Source organism: Micromonospora sp. WMMB482, from assembly GCF_019038635.1.
Classification (GTDB): domain Bacteria; phylum Actinomycetota; class Actinomycetes; order Mycobacteriales; family Micromonosporaceae; genus Micromonospora; species Micromonospora marina.
Map to the genome: position 1 here is coordinate 2,019,269 of NZ_JAHOPD010000020.1, position 19,033 is coordinate 2,038,301.

Here is a 19,033-nt window from a genome sequence, read left to right on the forward strand (position 1 = left end):
GGATCCCACAGATCGGAAACGCTTCGCGCGGGTTCCGTTCCTCAACAAAGTCAGCATTCTGATTCTCTCCGGAACGTCTCACGCTCGCCACTATCCGGGTCATCCACGTAATGCCACAGAGAAATATCCCCCCGCCAATTACGTTTAGTCTTCAATTCTAGCGTGGCTTTGGCATCCTTCATCGGCATAGCGACCTGCGCATTGGCTGTCAGGCTGCGCTCAAGACGCAGATTCCCGCTGCCGGACACCTTCTCCATGCTCCCATCGGAATTCCAACCGAATATAGCATCGGTAACCTCAAAAGCACCGGTGCTCTGGATCTGAATCTCGCCACCCTGCGACGACACGAACTTGCCGCATAACGCCCCGTGACTTACCGGCGGCCACAAGGTTCGCCCGAACGTGCCGCAGCACGCGATCAGCACAACGGAGAGCCCAACCATCACCAGCAGGCGACTTCTCTTCATCAGGCCTCTTTCCAAATCAGCAGCCTCCGTTGCCTGAGATGACATTGCGGCAGATTACAGGAGGCGGTGGGCCGGTGCGGAAATTGCTAGCTGGGATCTGCTCATGCAGGACGATTGTCTGCTTTTGAGTTGGCAACGCTTCATCGAGCATCTTAGCACCCACGCCGCGACCGTACTTGTCATACCCATCTGCGTAGCCGATTACCGGCGGCCTCGTGAGCGAGGCCGCGCTCATTCGGTTCGTAATGGTTATTTCTAGCTTGGCGTCACCAAGGCTACCGATATTGCTCGCCTTCCAACTAATCTCGTAGGAGCCAACGATAGCGACTTCCAGGTTGGAAGGGGTCGATCCATGGATAAGGTACTCCAAGATGATTCCCAATTCGCCGATCGAATGGTTCATCCTGCTCCAGTCACCAAGGCTTTTCTTGACGACACCCCTAGTTTCTCCCAAGTACACCCTTTGAGCAATTCCCCCCAAAGCGTCTTGATAGAAAACATCCCGCCTTAGCTGCTCCGCGAAATAGTCGCCGTCGGTAAACGTATAGTTTCCGCCACGACCTGACCCGAAGGCGAGCAGCAGGTCTTCTCCAGTAGTCGATTTCTTGTTATTTTTCCTGGTCGACGACGCGCCAGTCTCGTTACCCCAGTCGATGTTTCTCTTTGTGCCGCATCCCCGGGGGCACCCGCCCGCGCCTCGACCATCGCCTGATTTCAGCGGACGAGGATCATAGCCGCGGCAGTCAAATTGGAGGCAGTCACTTGGGATCTTGCCACTCGGGTCACTGAGCGTGGCTGGATTGCCATTGGCGTACGCGTAGCCATTCCACTGCTTAGGATCCGCCAGATCCTGTAAAGGGTCGACAGAAATGAATCGACCGGTAGCGGAATCATATTCGCGCGCACCGAGCCGAGTAAGGCCAGTTTTGTTGTTCAGCGGCTTATTTAGGAAGCCGTGATTGTCGGGGTAGCTGGCATTCGCCCCGCGGCTCTCACCGTATGGGGTGTACTGGCGCCAAGTTGGAGCCTGGGCCGTGTTGTTTAGGTATAACGTGGGGGTGCCCTGAATATCCATGAGTGCGAAGGTGTAGCTGGTGCCGGAACCGGTTCGGACGCCGGCGCCCCCAGCCAGGGGGTAGTAGCGGACACCAGTGACACCTTGGGTGGTCGTGTTGAGGCTGTGTTGCTGGCCACTTGGCAGATACAGCGTGACGACCCCTGGGTCCTTCTGCATTAGGAGGTTGCCAGCAGCATCGTAGAGAGTGGAGCTGTCTCCAGCGGTACTGGCGATCGAAATCAGTTGTCCAGCGCTGTTCCAGCTGAGGGTCTGGTTTCCATTGCGAGAGTTGCGGGTGGTCATATTACCGGCGGTGTCGTAGCGATAACTGGTAGAGGCGGTCGTCGCCCCAGTGGTATTGGTAGAGGTGAGGGTGTGGGCTTGGCCCGCGCTGTTGCCGTCGTAGATGTAGTCGGTAGTGGTATCCGTAGAACCAGTCAGGCTGTGTTGGGTCTGTCCCTTACGGTTACCAAGGGAGTCGAAGGTCCAGCTGGTCCAGTAGGCGCTGTTGCCGCCGATGGTGTTGCCGACCATGCCGTGGTTAGTGGCGGTGGGGTTGGTGGTGCAGTTGTCGGTGGCTGTCCAGGCGGCGGTGAGGCGTCGGAGCTGGTCGTAGGTGTAGCACTGGGTTTCGGCTGCGGTCCCGTTGAGGCGGGTGCTGGTGTGGCGGGTGACGTTGCCGGTGAGATCGTAGTCGTAGTTCTGCTGGTCGACGTTGCCTGGGGTGGTGGGTGTGCGGGTGACGAGTTGTTGCTTGAGTCGGCCGGTGTGCTCGTCATAGGTGTTGGTGATGGCCGCTTGGTTGGGGGCGGAGCCAAGGGTTTGGCTGTTGATGCGGCCGTAGGCGTCTTGAGTAACGGCGCTGAGGTAGCCGTTGAGGCCACCGAAGTGATCTACCTGGTCAAAGGCGTCGTAGCCATAGAGGACGGTTTCGCCTGGCAGGCCACCCTTATTTGGGTAGATGGTCTTGAGCGGAAGTCCGTTGTTGGTGGTGTAGATGTAACTGAAGATGTAGGGGCCGGCGAGGCCACCTTCGGTCGGCGGGATGGTGACGGTTTCCCCGGTGGGCTTTCCAAATACGTTGAAGCCCTTGGCCTGGGTGGTGTAGGGCTGGCCATTCCAGAAGGCGGTGGCGGTGGTGAGCTGCCCCTTAGGGTTGGGCATGTTTGTGACGGCGTTGTTGGAGTTGTCGTAGAACAGGGCGGTGAGTTGGTTGCTCGCCGACTGGGCGGTTTTGGCGGCGGCGTAGCTTGCGGTTTTGCGGTTGAGCGCGTCGTAGGTGTACGACACGGTTTTGCTGCGTGAGTCGGTGGATTCGGTGAGGTTGCCGTTGCCGTCGTAGGTCATATCGGTTGTCTCGCCGGCGTCGGGGTCGTCCTTGCTGGTGATCTGGCCGAGCAGGTTGTACTGGGAGGTCCAGGGGTTGCCGGCGTTGTCGGTGAGGGTGGACTGGTTGCCGTGGCCGTCGTAGCCGTAGGTCGAGGTCAGGGCGGTCCCGCCGGTGGTGGTGAAGGTACCGGTGAAGGTGTCGGCGGGTGTGTTGAGCGTCGGTCGGCTGGTGTACTCGAGGAGTTGGCTCTTGCGGCCAAGGGGGTCGGTGACGGTGGTGGTGACGGTGCCGCCGAGGGGCGGGACCACGGTGGTGCGGTCGCCGTTGTAGACGGTGGTGGTGCTGGAGACGACGAGGTTGTCCTTGGCCTGCTTCACGATGACGGGCCGGCCCAGGCCGTCGTAGGTGGTGAAGGTTTGGCTGGGCACCGTGGAAGGAAGCTTCGGCGCGGTGACCGGATTGCCGACCGTCGGCGTGGTAGTGGGGTCCCACCATCCGTTGTAGGTCTCTTCCGTCCAGCCGCGGCTGTCGTAGAACGTGTCGGTGATCAGCCGCCCGCCCTGCGGGGTGACGGTTTGGGTTTGCCGCGGGCGTAGTTGCGCGTCGTATATGACGATCGACTTGAGGTAGCCGTTGAAGTCGTTGGCCCGCTCGGTGGTGGTGGCGGTGACTCCGGTCTTGGAGACGTCGTAGGTGAACTTGTAGTTCGCCGGTGCGGTGGTGGCTCGGGAGTTGAGCCAGACGGCGGTCACCCGGCCGAGGGCGTCGTACTTCTGGTTGGTGGCGACGGTGTTGACGTCGGTGGTGGTGACGGTCAGTCCTCGGCGTGGGTTGATCGTCGTGGTCTGGCTGTGGCCGAGCGGCTTGGCGATGGTGGTTGCGGTGGTGAGTCCGACGCTGTTCTCGGTGTAGGTGGTGGTGGTCTTGTTGCCGTTGCCGTCGTAGGTGTCCTTCGCCCGGCCGTGGCCGTCGTAGGTTGCCCGGGCGGTGGTCTGCCATGTGTAGGCGCCGCCGGTGTAGTCGGCTGCCTGCCGGGTCATGGTCACGTTGCCCTTGCTGGGCGGTGTGGTCTGCGGGAACGTGGTCGACCAGGACGTGTCGTCGTAGAAGGTGCGGGTGCGGGAGACGACCTTGGCCGGCCGGGGGACCGTCGTCGGGGCGGTGAGGGTGTTGAGGCTGCCGGGTTCGGAGGCGGGTGTGCCGGCGGTGTAGCCGGCGCAGGCCACGGAGACGGTTTCGGTGTCGCTGAGCAGGCCGACGAGGTTCTTGGTCGTGTTGACCGGCGCGTAGCTGTTTGTGGTGCACTGGTCGTATGCGGTGTTGGCGGGGACGGTGTGGCTGTAGGTGGCCTTGACCAGGCCGAAGGTGGGTGAGGAGACGGTTGCGTCGTAGCTGGTGTCGGTCTGGTTCACCCGCCAGGTGGTCGATCCGCCCGAGGTGACGGTCTGCCTGGTCTGCTCGAGTACGGGAGCGACCCAGTTCGCGGTCAGGTCCGGCAGCCCGGTCCGTTCGCGGGTGGCTGAGGACGCGGATACCCAGTAGGCGGTGATGGTGGAGTTGTCGACCGCGCCGCCTTCACCGATGTACTGGCTGTCCTCCAAGGGTCGGCCGGCGAGTTGGTCGATGTCCTCGTGGGTGCCGCCGGTGGAGTCGGTGAGGGTGACGACCGGGCCACCGTTGTTGCGGGACATGCCGCGGTGGTAGACCGTGGTGGACTTCGTGCGCCGGTCGTTGACCCCGTCGCCGGTGAAGGTCTGGACGGTGCCGTATCCGCGGAACTGCCCGTAGGTGCGGTGCTTCGCCTTGACCAGTTCGTTGTCGTCGTAGTGCCACGCCAGATCGCCGGGGTAGGCGTAGCTGGTGAACGTGCCGCCGGATCCGCCGGTCGGGTCGGTGGCGCTGACGCGGGTGACGGCGTACTTGTTGAACCAGTCGAGGATCGGTGCGGCGAGACCGTCCGGGGTCCACCGGACCGGGTAGCAGGATGTCGTGTTCGTCGCCGGGTTCAGGGTGACCGGCGTGGTGCAGGGTTTGGTCCGCTCGTAGGAGACGGTGATGACCGAGCCGGTCTCGGTGGTGATGCTCTCAAGGCGGTGCCGGTTGAACACCGGGAACCCGTCGGTGAGCGCGACACGGTTCTGCAGGCGGATACTGCCGAAGGACACCGACGGCAGGGATTTTGATTCCGTCGACCCGCCCGCGGCGAGGTCGTATCCGGTGCGGGTGATCGAGTCCAGCCACAGGGTCGGTGAGGTGCCGTCCTCGGTTTTCGGCATGGTGTGGGTGAGGGCGTAGGAGTCGACGGGTACGTGCTGGGCGCTGCCGGTGTCGTACTGCTTGGTGGTGATCGAGGCGAGGCGGACGGTGGAGAAGAACGACGGGCTCCGGGAGGAGCAGGTGACGCCGGATGCGCAGATCAGGTCGAAGGGCACGTCGGGCCAGTTCGCCTTGGTCGCGGCGCTTAGGGGCTTACAGGTGCCTGATAGGCACCGGTCGTCGATGTTGAACACGATCTGGTTCGGGACGGTGCCGTAGACGTTGCCGGCGGTGAAGCCGTAGTCGATGCGCTCGAGGTAGCTGTCCCGGACGTAGGAGTCCATGGTCGCGCCCTGGTTGCGGCCGTAGAAGTTGGTGGCCTGCTTGTAGTAGTAAGCCATGGCGTTGCCGTGGACGTCAGTGACGTAGTCCAGGTTCCACCGGCGTGCCATGGTGCACACCGACGAGGTGAACCCGGCGGACTTGTAGCACGGCCCGGACGGGTGCGGCGAGTAGACCGGCACGGTGTCGACCGACTTCGTGGTGGGCTTGCCCGACGTCCAGCCCGGGAGTTGGTTACGGCCGAACTCGTAGACGGTGCCGTCGCGGGTGGTCAGGCGCCAGTAGTCGGTGTCGTGGGTGCCGGATCCGTTGTTGGAGTTCATGACGCGGGTGATGACCTCACCGTTGTCGGACATCGGCTTCCACACCCGCTTGCCCGCGTCCCACACCAGGGTTGAGGTGGATCCGTTCAGCGACATGTTGAGGATCGGGCCGTCGTAGCAGAGGTCATTGGTCTTCTTCGGGGAGGCGGTGCCTTCCGGGTCGTCAGCGCAGGAGATGAACGACTGCTCGACGTAGGACTGGGGCGTGGACCAGCCGTCACCCACCCATGAGGCTTGGGCCTGGGTGGAGGCGGTCTGCCCGTCGACGCTGCTGGAGTTGTACGACAGGGCCACATCCGGCACCAGGCCAGTGGCTGCCGGGGGCACCGTGACCGGATAGCTGTAGGTGAACGCGCCGGAGCTACCGCCGCCGCTCCACGACCCGGACGGCTTCAGGTCGCTGGCCGCATACGTGCCCGCACCGTTTGCGGTGGTGCCCGCGGCCGCGGCCACCGCCAACACCATCGGCGCCGCCGCGCCCGCCGTGCGATCACTGGAGGATGCACCGGTCAGGGTGACCTCCGCCGACACTGTGCGCGCCTGCGTATCGTTGGTCGACTCCAGCGGCGTGGCGGCCCGGCAAGAGGCCATCTCAGGTGTGGTCAGCGCACAGGCCGGCAGCCGCACCAGCCTCAGTCGGGAGCCGTAGTTGCCCCCGTATGCCTCGGCGAAGCCGGCGTAATCCACGCCGACACGCGTGTTCCCTGATCCCTGCCCCTGCGGATACACGGCCAGCAGCACGCCGGCGACACCCGCCCGCTGCGCCGCTGTCTGGTCCAGCACCCGAACGTCCGCCTTCGGCGGCCCCGCGTACCGACCTCGCGCGGTCGTCGGGCGCACCCACACCGGAGCACTCCCAGCGCGCGCTGCCGTCGAGGTGACCCGGCTCGACGCCGATAGCGTCACCGAAGCGGCGGAGGCAGCAGGCCACCGCGTCGCGGTGGGCGTGTAGCTGCTCTTGGCGGCATTTCGTGGGGTGGTGAAGTGCGACGGGATCGGCTTGACGCCCTTGACGGCGCGTCCCGGGAACGGCTTCGGCGGCGCGGTCGGCTGCTGCGCGGCGGCGTAGGCGGGCACCCACGACCCGGCGATGACGCAGGTCATCGTGACGCAGGCAGCAAGAACTCCGCGCAGTCGTCTGCGTGCCTGCCCGTGCTGAAGACCCGGCACAGTCATCGCCACCTCACTCGGTCAAGGGGAATCGCCGGACATCCATGGCTGAGACGTCCGCACGGACTCTCGCACGCAAGGTCAACTTCCCGGCAACCCCCGAGATCACGGTAAGGTAACGATCAGGCTCTCCCGGTTCGACCAAAGGGACATCACCCATCGACAACGCCGCAATTTGCCTCGATCAACTGGTTCCCCCGCCGCCACGAGGACGCCTAAGGTCGGCCTCCGACAAGCACAGGATCCCGACGGGGAACAAAGGCGGTTGACTGAATGCTCACGACTCCTGGCCGCACCGCGCGCGCACGCGCGATATCGGTGCTGGCCGCAGCAGGCCTGCTCATGACGGCGGCGGTCACACCGGCGGTGGCGGATGAGCCCCCCTTTCCGGCTCCACCGCAGCCGGCGACGTCGGGGCGGTTGACGGTCGACCAAGCCGTGGCGCAGGCGCGTACATCGGGCAAGCCGGTCGAGGCCACAGGTGCGGCCTCCTCGACGGACATCGTGACCGCGAACCCGGACGGCACGGTCACCGTCAGCCGCTCGGCTCTGCCGCAGCGCAAGCGGGTCGGCGAGACGTGGCAACCGCTGGACGCGACGCTGGTGCGCAACAGCGACGGCACCTGGTCCTCGGCCGTCGGCTACGGCCAGGTGCGCCTGTCCGGGGGCGGCAGCGGCCCGCTGGCCACGATCGGCGACTCGGGCTTGTCGATGTCGCTAACGGCTCCGATGCCGTTGCCCGAACCGACGGTGTCCGGCCCGACCGCCACCTACGCGAACGTGCTGCCCGATGTGGATCTGCAGGTCACCGCCGACGCCCGAGGCGCGTTCTCCGAGGTCTTCGTCGTTCACACACCCGAAGCAGCCGCCAACCCGGCGTTGGCCAACCTGTCCATGGGCACGAAGACCACCGGCATCACCCTGTCCACGGACAACGCCGGCAACATCACCGGCACCGACCGCAACCGGCAGGTCGTGCTGACCGCTCCGGCACCGCTGATGTGGGACTCCACCACCGCGGCCCCGTCCGCGACCAGCAAGGCGGCCGCAGCCGGACAACGCGGTGGCAGCCATGCCACCTCGACCAGCGCCGGACCCGCACCGACGGCGCGGACCGCGCGGATCCGCACCGCCCTCACCCGCGGCAAGATCCGCCTGACCCCGGACAAGACACTGCTCACCGGACCGAAAACGGTATACCCGGTGTTCATCGATCCCACGTTCACCTGGTCGTCGTCCGGCTCGGACAATGACGGCTGGACCACGGTGGCCAAGCAGTACCCGAGCACGAACTACTGGAAGAAGACACCCGACCCGTACGGACGCATGCAGGTCGGCAACGCCGGGTCGATCCTGTCCCGCACGTTCATCAACTTCCCGATCTCCACCTCGGTGCTGGCCGGGGCCACCATCAACACCGCCACACTCAAGATCACCGAAACGTACGCCTACTCGTGCAACGCCCGCAGGGTCGACCTCTACGCCCCCGCCACGACACTGACGGCGTCGAACGCCACCTGGAACTACTGGAGCGGGCAGAGCCTCGGCTCCGTCGTCAGTCACCAGACCGTCGCCTACGGCTACAACTCCTCCTGCCCCGCCAACGGCGTCTCCTTCGACGTCAAGAGCACCATCCAGGCCAACGTGTCGGCAGGCAAGAAGCTCCAGACGTTCGCGCTACGCGCCAACGACGAAACCGACACCTTCGGCTGGAAAGAGTTCCTCGAGACCAGCCCCACCCTGGCCATCACCTACAACCACAAGCCGAACAAGCCCTCAGGCCTGACCACCTCCCCCGCCACCTCCTGCACCACCCTCGTCACCATCGGCGACGGCAACGTGACGCTGTACGCGCCGGTGTCCGACCGCAACGGCGGGGTCCTCGGCGTCCGGTTCGAGCTGTGGAAGACCAGCGCACCCGGGACCATCCTCGTCACCTCCGACCCCAATCTGCTCACGTACGGCTCCGGGTCCACCGCCGTACGCAAGGTCAGCGTCGACACGCTGCGCGCCTCGGCGGGCGGAGCCATCACCCAGTTCTCCTGGCGCGCCCAAGCCACCGACTTCAACCAGACCAGCGAATGGTCGAGCACCTGCAGCTTCAAGTTCGACCCCACCCGCACCGGCGCCCCGGACCTGCCCACCCCCGCCGAGGGCAGCACCCAGATCGGCAAGTCCTTTCCCATCACCATCTCGCCGCCGACCACCGGAACGACGCCGAGTGGTTACCTGTACCAGCTCAACGCCGGCCCACCCAGCAACCTGCCCGCCACCAACGGCAGTCTCACCATCAACATCACCCCGACTCGCTTCACTAACTCGCTGACCGTCACCAGCCTGTCCCCCGGCGGCAACATCGGCGACAACGCCGTGGTCACCTTCAACTCGACACCGGCGGCCTTCGCCGCAGACGGTGACTTCACCGGTGACGGCAACGCCGATCTGGTCACCGCCGGCGCCAAGAACAGCCTCGCACCAGGCCTGTGGCTCGGCGCCGGGGCCGGAATCTCCGGCGTCAACCGAATCGGCACCAACATCGGTGCCAAGGGCAACGGTGTGTTCCTGACCGGACGCCCGACCGACTTCAACGGCGCGCAGATCCTGTCCGGACGCTTCGGCGGCCAAGGCTTGCAGGACGTCCTCGCCTACTACCCCACCGGCACGCACGCCGGGGAAGCGGTCATCCTGCGGGGCAATGGCGACGGCTCCACCATCCAGGCACAACTCGACGGCACCTACACCGGCATCAACGCCGGCACGTTCATCGACAACCAGGGCCTCAACCCAGTACAGCTCGTCAATGCCGGCCACGGTCGCGGCCTCGCCTACCCCGACCTGATCGGCATCGCCGGCGACGCCAACGGCTACTACCTGAACTACTACCCCAACTTCGACGGTATCGGCGGCTACGGGCAGGTCGACACCCTCGCCGCCCAAGCCACCCCGACCGACGGCTACGACTGGAACACCTGGACCATCACCTCCGCCCAGACCCCCACCGGCACCAGCCTGTTCCTCTGGCAGGCCACCACCGGCAAGCTCTACCTCTGGAACAACCTGCGCTACGACAACGACGGCACCTACACCCTGCACTACACCCAGCACCTGCTCAACGGCAGCTGGAACGCGGGTAAGTCCCTGACCCTGCAGGGCGGTGACATCGACGGCGACGGCACCGGGGACCTTTGGAGCATCGACGCGTCCGGCACGGTGACACCATGGCTCGTCACCGGCCTCACCACCGACGTCGGAGTCATCACCGCCTCCACCAACCGAACGTTGATCACTGCCGATCACGCCTGGCCCTTCAACAACGCCGACGGCGGACCCGTCAGTGGCAGCAACGTCGCCACCGACGACGTCAGCACCCTGCCCGCCACCGGGGCGGGCAACGCCGCGTGGAACAGCGGCGACGTCTTCAGCCCCAACGTCACCCTCGACGGCACCAACAGCACCCTCACCACCGCCGGGCCGGCCGTTGCCACCAACGCCGACTACACCCTCAACGTCTGGGTCAAACCCAACGCCACCGGCGGCACCGTCATCTCCCAGGACGGCGTCAACACCGCAGGATTCAGGCTCTGGGCCGAAGCCTCCGACGCCAGCTGGCGAGTCGGCATGCCCCGCACCGACGCCACCACCGCAACCTGGGACACCGCCGCAGCCGCGGCCGGCAGTGTCCAAATCGGCGTCTGGACCCGCCTCACCATCTCCTACCAGAGCACATCCGGACGACTCGGCCTCTACGTCAACGACGTCAACGTCGCCACCGCAGTCCACCCCAACGGATGGAACGCCACCGGCCCACTCCGCATCGGCGCGCACAAAAACGGAACAGCCAGCTACACCGGCTACCTCCAGGGCCAGATCAGCGAAACCCTCGCCTGGAAGAGCAACGTCAGCCCTGCCCAACCCATCCCAGCCGGCCCTCAACGCGACTTCAACAGCGACGGCTACCCCGATGTCATGGCCCGCTACAGCCCGAACAAGAACATCTTCCTCTACAAGGGCAACGGAGCCATGTTCAACCCCAGCTACACCACCATCGGATCCGCCTGGTCAGGATTCGACATCATCTTCTCCCCCGGCGACTTCGACGGCGACGGCATCACCGACGTCATCGCCCGCTACACCCCCACCAAAGAGCTCTACCTCTACCGAGGCACCGGAAGAGGAAACTTCAAAACCGGGTACACCGTCATCACCTCCAGCATGGCCGCCTTCGACACCATCTTCTCCCCCGGCGACTTCGACAGCGACGGAGACGCCGACATCATCGCCCGCCACAGCACCACCAAGGAGCTCTACCTCTACCAAGGCCTCGGCGACGGACGAGTCCAAAGCGGCTCCACCGTCATCAGCTCCAGCTTCGCCGCATTCGACAAAATCTTCTCCCCCGGCGACTTCGACGGCGACGGCCACCCCGACATCATCGCCCGCATCAAAACCACCAAAGACCTCTACCTCTACCGAGGAAGCGGCAGCGGACGGATCATCTCCGGCTACACCACCGTCGGCTTCAACTGGGGCAGCTTCAACCACATCTTCTCCGTCGGCGACTTCAACATGGACGGCAACACCGACGTCATCGGCCGCTACAGCCCCACCGGCGACCTCTACCTCTACCAAGGCAACGGCACCGGCCGATTCAAACCCAGCTACACCATCATCGGATCCAACTGGTCAGCATTCGACCTCATCTTCTAACTGAACTTCAAACCCGGCACGCCCGATGAGATCGGGGACGGCCAGACGATCGAGGGGTGGACCGCCGAACACGCGGCCACCCCTCGACCGATTCCCTGCCATCCACCAACCCGCCCACGGACAACCCGAACGGGCAGATCCGAACCCCACGGTTCGTCGGCCCGCCTCGTCCTCGCCGCAGCCCGCCGAACCCGCAAGCAGCTCAAGGAGAAAGCCCGCACGAACCGACCCAACCGCCAGCCGCGAAGCAGGGGGACACGGTCACGCCGCTGACCGCCGCCGGCCGCGCCGTGGCGAGGCGGGCAGGTCGTCGGACGGCGGGGCCGCCGCAGCCAGGTCGCCAACTTGCAGGCCACCCAGGTATCGGCGAACGATCTGGGAAAGAGCCTCGCCGTTGAGGTGCGCGTCGGCAACTAGGGCCGACAACAGCTGGGCCCGGCTGACCGGGACTCCTTCAGCTGCCACCAGCGCGACGAGCAGATCCAGATGATCATCTACCTCAGCGGGCCACTGCACTGAGGTCGTCCGACGTGGCGAGTCTTTCAGCAGATCCACGCGTCACCTCGCTCTCTACCCATCAGAAGTTTATTTAATATATAGTAGCTATATGAGGCAGGCCGTACTCGAGCACGAGCGAGAGCTTCCACCAGCAGGTGGTCGAGAGGTCATCGTGGCAGGCCGCCTGCTGCAGCCGACCGCGGTTTTCGACACGTACTGGCGCTTTGCGGTCGCGCGGCAGAGCATCTACCTGGCGCGGCTTCGAGGGGCCCCGGCACCGTGGACCACCGATCCAATCCTGGGCCAGCACCGCTTCACGAACTGCTACCGCGCTGCCGACCGCGTGAGCCAGTACCTGATCCGAGACGTGATCTACACAGGCGACCAGGCGTGGGAAGAGGTCTTCTTCCGGACGGCCCTGTTTAAGCTGTTCAACCGGATCTCGACCTGGCGCATCCTAGGCGCCGGTCTCGGACCCCCGTCTTGGCGGGACTACCGGTTCGCCGACTACGACAGGCTCCTGACGGAGGCCTTCACGGCGGGTCAGCGACTGTACTCGGCTGCCTATGTGATCCCGCCGCCGCAGTTCGGCGAGGCTCGCAAGCATCGCAACCATCTGCGGCTCATTGAAGCGATGATGACCAGCGGTGTGCCCGAGCGCCTCCAGTCGGCCGAAAGCATGCGCGAGGCCTTCAGCATCTTGCGGGCACTACCCGCCTTCGGCGATTTTCTCGCCTATCAGCTCCTTATCGACCTGAACTACACGTCCACCCTCGGCTTCGACGAGATGGATTTCGTGGTTGCCGGCCCCGGAGCGCGCGACGGCATCCGGAAGTGTTTCGGGCCCGCCGCTCACGGCATCGAGCGGGACATCATCCGCTACGTCGCGGACACGCAGGAGGAGCACTGGTCGCGGCTAGGCCTGACGTTCGACACGCTCGGTGGCCGGCGGCTGCAGCTGATCGACTGCCAGAACCTGTTTTGCGAGGTCGACAAGTATGCCCGTGTCGCCCACCCCGACGTTGCCGGAATCAGCGGGCGCACTCGGATCAAGCAGTCCTACCGCTACGCCCTCGAACCAGAAGCCCTGACTGCGTGGTTTCCACCGAAGTGGGGCATCAACGGTCGGCTCGATCAGTGACGCCGCCGCCCGACGCCACAGATCCCGCCGGAACGTCTATCTTTTCTGCTCAAGGAGCGCATGATGCCGCAGAACTTGCCGACCCCGGCTGACCCGCCGTACGCCCACGCCGTGACGGCCCTCGCGACGGCGCTGGACAGCCTGGGTGCCCGCATCTACCGCGACCTTCACATCGAGAGCACTGACCTCGCGGCCCGCGGCGTCGACCCCCAGGTGACGGCGATGCTCACTAGCTTCTCCACGTACGCGGAAGATTGTCTCGCGGTGCTGGACGACCCTGCGGTCCGAAACGCCCTCGATGCTGCGATGGCTCACCGACCGGCGTGAGCGCGACTGTCCGGACGCCTTACCGGACGGACACGCTCGGCGTGAACTGTTTGATGATGGCCCGGACCGGCAGGACTGGATTCTCCAAGCGGACGAGCCCGGCCACGACGGTGAGCTGACCGACCTGGAGGTTTGTCTGCTGGGCAACGTAGGCGAGAAGCCGACCGAGGCCGAGGTAGTTGCCGTACCCGCGCTCGAGCAGGTACTGGCTGCGATAGGTCGCAAGTAGGTGCAGCCGATCGTTCTTGTCGAACTGGAACGAACAGTGGCTCAGACACGGGAACGCCATGGGGCTGTTATCGGTCCCAGGAACGTAGATCTGACTGGCGTTGGTCTCGGAGTCGTCCCCGCCGGCGATGCCGACCTCATACCGGGCTCGTCTCGGGCCTGGCGTGCGGCGTTCGATTCCGACTCGGTCGATGACGGCGCCGATCTGATCGAACGGGCCGTTCTTGGTGGGGTAGTGGATCAGTCGGCTGAAGTAGGTGGCACCCCGCTCGTTCTTGGGAAACCTCCGCAAGACCGGCAGGATCCGAAGGTACCGCTCGACGAGTTCGGCATGGTTCTGGCTCGAGGCGGCGATGCCTACCGGAAAGATGGTGTTCGCGACCGTCTCGATGGTCTGCAGATTCCCCCTCCGCAGAATCTCGTCGACCGCCGTCCTGGTCTCAGCGTTCTCGGCCACCGGGTCGTCGATGTGCACGACCGCGTGGAATGCCTCCCGGCGGGGCTGGGCGTCAAGCTGCGCTGCGGCGGACAGCCACGCGGCGGAGACATCCGGGGCTTGCACGGTGATGATCGTCATCGCCCCGCCCTCACGGCCGGCCCGATCATGAGTGGCGCTCGTCGACTCGCGATGAGACCCTCACGCGATGGCGGTGTCGCCATCAGGGTGACTGACCACTGTTCCGAACCGCTGTCGGATGTCAGTGTGAGCGTTGATTCAGTGGCGATGTCGTCGACGATGTCGAACTCTGCTCCCTCTCCCGGCGCGACCGTCTGCGGCTCGACGCGCATCGTGACCCCGACGGGACCGGTGAAGGTCGGGGACGAACCGAGCCACGGCGCGCGGACGATGAGGCGATCGCCGCGATCGATTGGCAGACGGCAGCCCTCCGTCAGGCCAGTCAGATCCCACACCCGAGCCGGGAGATCTCGACGACGACCGCAGAGCTGGGCACGCATCCGTGCTGGCGGGACACCCGCCCAATCGCTGCCAACGCCTGGTGGAATCATCCGGAGACTCCCGAGGTGGCGCACCGTGCCGCGGTATGACGTGCCCAGGTGCAGCGACAGCTGGTAGGCGTCCATGGCCTCCCGCGGCACGTCGAGGCCGAGCCGGATGAGGGCCGTCTTGACGGCGGGGATGGGCATCAGGAACCACGCCGCGAACGCCTCGGCCTGCTTCTCCTCATCGGACCACTGCGTGCCTCGCGAGGAGGCGAAAGGGTCGAGGCCCTCGGCCACGCAGTTGCCGTGACCCATCTCCGCGTGGCCGAGTTCGTGGGCGGCCGAGTGACGGATCGTCGCCTCGCTCATCCTGCTGTTGAGCAGGATGCCACCGTGCCGACCTGGCTGCGGTGGGACAAATGCACCGAACAGGTTCGGCATGTCCTGGCCCATGACCATCAGGCCCGACAGTTCGAGGGCCCCGAAGGCGTCGACGTACTCATCCTCGGAGAGCCCGAGCCGGCGGCGCAGATTGGCCGCGGCGATCCCCGCGACTCGGTGAGCCATCAACCAGTTCATGATGCGGCTCCACGGTTGTCCGGGTTGGTTCGGTCGTCGTCCTCCGCGTCCGCCTGGTAGGACAGCTCAAGAAACGCCGCGAACTTCATGACCTGATCGCGGTCCTCCTGCTTGAGGTTGGTCAACCGGCGGGCCAAGCCGATCACGGCGTGTTCGGCGGGGACCGCGTCGAGGTCCTCGTCCAGAAAGTAGCTGATCGGATAGCGATACAGCCGCGCGAGTTTCTTCAACTCAAAGCTGTCGACCCGCCGACTGCCACGCTCGATCTCGCCGATGGCGGTTCGCGGTATCCCGGTCTGCTCGGACACCCACTGTTGAGTGAAGTTGAGGTACTCCCGAACGTCCTTCAGACGCTCGCCGAGGACCCCCCACTCGCCGGAGCGCCCTGTCTCCGGCCTTGATTCCGTCTTCATGACTTGCTCCGTTCCTCAACGGCGCAGGCGAGACGGACGACCTCCGCGAACGCACGCACCGACCGTGTTGACCGCGCGGAGTCGACATCTGCCGGCACCTCGACGCCGAACTCGTCTTCCACCTTCACCAAGATCTCGACGATGCGAAGCGAGTCGATCGGCATCTCCCAGCCCTGCTCCTCGAGAGCGTCGCGCACATCCCCCTCGGACTGCCCGCACTCCTCGGCCAACAGTCGGATGACCACATCAACGATCGCCTCGACCGTCGGACTAGCTGTGTGCTGCACGACCCTCCCCGATCATGTCGGAAAATCCGCCATCATGGTGGAGGATACCACGTCTGTGCGATACTCGGACTCGATGTCGGAAATTCCACCATCGACAGGAGGGGATCGCGCGTGGAGATGAAGGCGTACCAGCGCTCGGCGATCAAGACCGTCCAGGCACCCCAGACCGGCCAGAACGCTCTCGCCGTTGCGCTGTTCGGTCTCGCGGGAGAGACCGGCACGGTCCTGACCCACTACAAGAAGCATCTGCGCGACGGGCCGGCCGACCCGGCGTTCCGCGTACGAATGCGTGAGGAGCTCGGCGACGTGCTCTGGTACGTCTCCGCCGCGGCCCATCACCTCGGGCTCGACCTCGACGACATCGCCACGGCGAACCTCAGCAAGATCACCGATCGCTGGCGGCACACCCCCGCAGAAGCCATCCCGTTCGACACGGGCCACGACGACCACGAACAACTTCCTCGACGCGCCCAGTTCGTCTTCACCCTGACCAAAGGTCCGAACGGCCGCGAGACCTCGGTCCTCACCCTCGACGGCGCCACGGTAGGCGACCCGATCACCAACGCGTCCCACATCGCCGACGGGTACTGCTTCCACGACATCTTCCATCTCGCCTACGCCGCCGTGCTCGGCTGGTCCCCCGTCATGCGATCCCTGCTCAAACGCAAGCGCCGCAGCAACCCCGAGACCGACGAAGCCGAGGACGGCGGGCGCGCCATCGCCATCGAGGAGGGCATCTCGGCCCTCGTCTTCTCCTACGCCAGCCGACACCAGTACCTCGACGGCAAGGACCACGTCGACAACGAACTGCTCGACGTCATCCACGGCATGGTCGCCCACCTCGAAGTCGGCGCCCACCGCGCCGCCGACTGGGAGAAAGCCATCCTCACCGGCTTCACCGCCTGGCGCGCCCTCCGCCGGCTAGGCGGCGGCACCGTTGACCTCGACCTCGACACCCAGACCCTGACTGTGGCCGAACCTGATGCCCAGACCACGCCCAGCGAAGACGGCCCCAACGCCCGCGAGTTCAAGGACGTCGTCACCCGTCTGCATCGCGAGAAGGACGCCGCCTACGGCAACTCGTGGAAGCGTCGCGGGGAACTGATCTCGATCCTGGCCAACATCGCCCGCAAGGTCGACCGACTTCCCCACGTCGCCGCCACCGCCTCATCCACCACAGACGAGAGCGCTCTCGACACCGTGGTCGATCTCTACGTGTATGCGCTGAAGTACCAGACATTTCTCGCGGACACCGACCCTGCCCTCTTTCCGGAGATCCTTCCCGCGCGAGACGACGGAGTCCTCTGGAGCGACGGCACCGACGGCCTCGAACGCCTCCTCGCCGCAGCCGATCTCTCATGCCTCGACACTGACGAGCACCAGCCGATCGCCGACCTGGTCGACTCCATCGAGAACACATTCGCAGCCCTAGACCGATGCTGCACCAATCTCGACCGGTTGGCACCGCCACCCATCCGAGCCGGCCACGCCGCCGCTCTCGCAGACCGATCCGCACACCTCGTCGCGGCCCTGAAAGGCCTGCATCCCAACCTGTTTGATCGATTCGCATCTGCGTGGCACGGCATCGCACGTGTCAGGTAGAAACCCGAATCAGATTCGTGAGCGGTTGCCCTGGCCCCCGAGGCCACAACACACGCCTGAGGCACTTCCTCCTTATCAAATAGGTCTAGCACATGCCGACAAATCACTCTCAATAACTACAATCTCCCGCTCTTTCTGCGGCAAGGTGCTGCTGCTGCCTACGCCAAACGAAGGGACGAGAAACATGAATAGCCAGGGTGCAGTCATAAAGCGGTGTGGTTGCCTCAACCCGGCGACCAGCCGGCCGCTGGGCAAAGCGTGCGCTAGGCTGCCGGAGCCCAACCACGGGAGCTGGTACTTCCACTGCTCCACCCGGAACCTTGTGGGTCAGGTCGAGCGGGTGCGTCGGGGTGGCTTCCCGTCACCGGAGGCGGCCCAGCAGGCGCGCGATGAGTTGCTCGCGCTGTCACGGGAAGAGCAGGCGGGCCGGTCGTGGACCGTCGCTCGGTGGCTGCGTTACTGGCTGTCGACCCGAACCCGCATCCGCGCGACAACGCGGATGCACTACACCCGGGACGTAGAAACATTCCTGATCCCGCATCTCGGGCAGCTCATCCTCGGCGATCTGACCGGACGGCAGCTCAACGCCGCGTTCGCGCAGATCGCCGTCACCCACAACCGGGCCGGACAACTACAGACGGCCTGCACCCTGCACCACGTACACACCACCCTGCGGGCGGCCCTGAACGCCGCCGTCCGCGAGGGACTGATCAGCGACAATCCGGCCCGCCGGGTGGAACTGCCCGCCCGGGACCGCCCGCAGACCCTCGTCTGGACCGAGGCGCGGGTCGCCGAGTGGAAGGCCACGGGGACGCGGCCCACGGTCGCGGTGTGGACCGCGGCGCAGCTGGCCGCGTTCCTGGACTACGTCCGCGACGACACCCTCTACCCGCTGTGGTGGCTGATCGCCCTGCGCGGCCTGCGCCGCGGTGAGGCCGCCGGCCTACGGTGGGCCGACGTCGACCTGCACGAAGGGCACCTCGCCGTGGTACGGCAGCGGACCACCGCCGGGTATGACGTCATCGAAGGACCACCCAAGTCCACCGCCAGCCGCCGCACCGTCGCCCTCGACCAGCACACTGTGCAGGTGCTGCGGCAGCACCTCACCCGCCAACAAGAACGGCGCGACCGACGCGTCGCCGCCGGGAAGGTGTGCCACGACGGCGGGTACGTGTTCACCGGCCCCGACGGACTGCCCCTGCACCCCGGCTACCTCACCCAACGCCTCCGCCTCCTCGTTGACCGGGCCGGACTACCACCGATCCGCCTGCACGACCTTCGCCACGGCGCCGCCACCCTCGCCCACGCCGCCGGCGCGGACATGAAAACGGGTCTGCTGCACCGATAGGTGACATCTGAGATGG

12 protein-coding genes are annotated in these 19,033 nt (G+C 65.4%); 5 read left to right on the top strand and 7 right to left on the bottom strand.

What is annotated here, in order from left to right; genetic code table 11:
• Positions 1-50: 50 nt before the first annotated feature.
• Both KSK32_RS10360 and KSK32_RS34165 read right to left on the bottom strand, forming a co-directional pair.
• Positions 51-512: a hypothetical protein gene (locus tag KSK32_RS10360; RefSeq protein ID WP_216927925.1), complete on the bottom strand. Its 462-nt coding sequence runs from the start codon at positions 510-512 to the stop codon at positions 51-53.
• Positions 484-6,951 (bottom strand): RHS repeat-associated core domain-containing protein, encoded by a 6,468-nt coding sequence (locus KSK32_RS34165; RefSeq protein ID WP_216927926.1) that lies wholly within the window; start codon positions 6,949-6,951, stop codon positions 484-486. The genes KSK32_RS10360 and KSK32_RS34165 overlap by 29 nt, the downstream gene beginning before the upstream one ends.
• Before the next feature lie 414 nt (positions 6,952-7,365).
• Between KSK32_RS34165 and KSK32_RS10370 the strand changes: the two genes are divergently transcribed.
• Positions 7,366-11,652 (top strand): FG-GAP-like repeat-containing protein, encoded by a 4,287-nt coding sequence (locus tag KSK32_RS10370; protein WP_216930731.1) that lies wholly within the window; start codon positions 7,366-7,368, stop codon positions 11,650-11,652.
• A 261-nt stretch (positions 11,653-11,913) separates the two neighbouring features.
• Here the strand turns inward: KSK32_RS10370 and KSK32_RS10375 are convergent, their stop codons facing one another.
• The gene (locus tag KSK32_RS10375) at positions 11,914-12,207 is read right to left on the bottom strand and encodes a hypothetical protein (RefSeq protein ID WP_216930733.1); all 294 of its coding nucleotides are present in this window, start codon (positions 12,205-12,207) and stop codon (positions 11,914-11,916) included.
• A 52-nt stretch (positions 12,208-12,259) separates the two neighbouring features.
• Between KSK32_RS10375 and KSK32_RS10380 the strand changes: the two genes are divergently transcribed.
• On the top strand, positions 12,260-13,291 hold the full coding sequence (locus KSK32_RS10380; RefSeq protein WP_254187001.1) for a nucleotide kinase domain-containing protein: 1,032 nt from the start codon (positions 12,260-12,262) through the stop codon (positions 13,289-13,291).
• A gap of 60 nt (positions 13,292-13,351) precedes the next feature.
• A complete protein-coding gene (locus tag KSK32_RS10385) occupies positions 13,352-13,618 on the top strand; it encodes a hypothetical protein (RefSeq protein ID WP_216930734.1) in 267 nt (88 codons plus the stop codon).
• A gap of 19 nt (positions 13,619-13,637) precedes the next feature.
• On the opposite strand, the gene KSK32_RS10390 is transcribed toward KSK32_RS10385, so the two are convergent.
• The 4 genes from KSK32_RS10390 to KSK32_RS10405 are packed head-to-tail and all read right to left on the bottom strand — an operon-like array spanning position 13,638 to position 16,067.
• Positions 13,638-14,423 (bottom strand): hypothetical protein, encoded by a 786-nt coding sequence (locus KSK32_RS10390; protein WP_216930736.1) that lies wholly within the window; start codon positions 14,421-14,423, stop codon positions 13,638-13,640.
• Positions 14,420-15,367: an ImmA/IrrE family metallo-endopeptidase gene (locus KSK32_RS10395; RefSeq protein WP_216930738.1), complete on the bottom strand. Its 948-nt coding sequence runs from the start codon at positions 15,365-15,367 to the stop codon at positions 14,420-14,422. The genes KSK32_RS10390 and KSK32_RS10395 overlap by 4 nt, the downstream gene beginning before the upstream one ends.
• Positions 15,364-15,780, bottom strand: a complete 417-nt coding sequence (locus KSK32_RS10400; RefSeq protein WP_216930739.1) for a helix-turn-helix domain-containing protein — start codon at positions 15,778-15,780, stop codon at positions 15,364-15,366. Before KSK32_RS10400 ends, KSK32_RS10395 begins: the two co-directional genes overlap by 4 nt.
• On the bottom strand, positions 15,777-16,067 hold the full coding sequence (locus KSK32_RS10405; protein WP_216930741.1) for an acyl carrier protein: 291 nt from the start codon (positions 16,065-16,067) through the stop codon (positions 15,777-15,779). The genes KSK32_RS10400 and KSK32_RS10405 overlap by 4 nt, the downstream gene beginning before the upstream one ends.
• Positions 16,068-16,184: 117 nt before the next feature.
• Here KSK32_RS10405 and KSK32_RS10410 point away from each other — a divergent pair, with 117 nt between their 5' ends.
• A complete protein-coding gene (locus KSK32_RS10410; protein WP_254187772.1) occupies positions 16,185-17,669 on the top strand; it encodes a nucleoside triphosphate pyrophosphohydrolase family protein in 1,485 nt (494 codons plus the stop codon).
• Positions 17,670-18,168: 499 nt separating this feature from the next.
• Positions 18,169-19,017, top strand: coding sequence for a tyrosine recombinase XerC (xerC, locus tag KSK32_RS10415; protein ID WP_254187002.1), 849 nt, complete (start codon positions 18,169-18,171; stop codon positions 19,015-19,017).
• Positions 19,018-19,033 lie beyond the last annotated feature (16 nt).

Excerpts from the sequence above, each read along its gene's own strand:
- xerC (WP_254187002.1), top strand. The coding sequence starts at position 18,169 with ATGCACTACACCCGGGACGTAGAAACATTCCTGATCCCGCATCTCGGG.
- KSK32_RS10360 (WP_216927925.1), bottom strand. The coding sequence starts at position 512 with ATGTCATCTCAGGCAACGGAGGCTGCTGATTTGGAAAGAGGCCTGATG.
- KSK32_RS10385 (WP_216930734.1), top strand. The coding sequence starts at position 13,352 with ATGATGCCGCAGAACTTGCCGACCCCGGCTGACCCGCCGTACGCCCAC.
- KSK32_RS10400 (WP_216930739.1), bottom strand. The coding sequence starts at position 15,780 with ATGAAGACGGAATCAAGGCCGGAGACAGGGCGCTCCGGCGAGTGGGGG.
- KSK32_RS10380 (WP_254187001.1), top strand. The coding sequence starts at position 12,260 with ATGAGGCAGGCCGTACTCGAGCACGAGCGAGAGCTTCCACCAGCAGGT.
- KSK32_RS10390 (WP_216930736.1), bottom strand. The coding sequence starts at position 14,423 with ATGACGATCATCACCGTGCAAGCCCCGGATGTCTCCGCCGCGTGGCTG.
- KSK32_RS10395 (WP_216930738.1), bottom strand. The coding sequence starts at position 15,367 with ATGAACTGGTTGATGGCTCACCGAGTCGCGGGGATCGCCGCGGCCAAT.
- KSK32_RS34165 (WP_216927926.1), bottom strand. The coding sequence starts at position 6,951 with ATGACTGTGCCGGGTCTTCAGCACGGGCAGGCACGCAGACGACTGCGC.
- KSK32_RS10410 (WP_254187772.1), top strand. The coding sequence starts at position 16,185 with ATGAAGGCGTACCAGCGCTCGGCGATCAAGACCGTCCAGGCACCCCAG.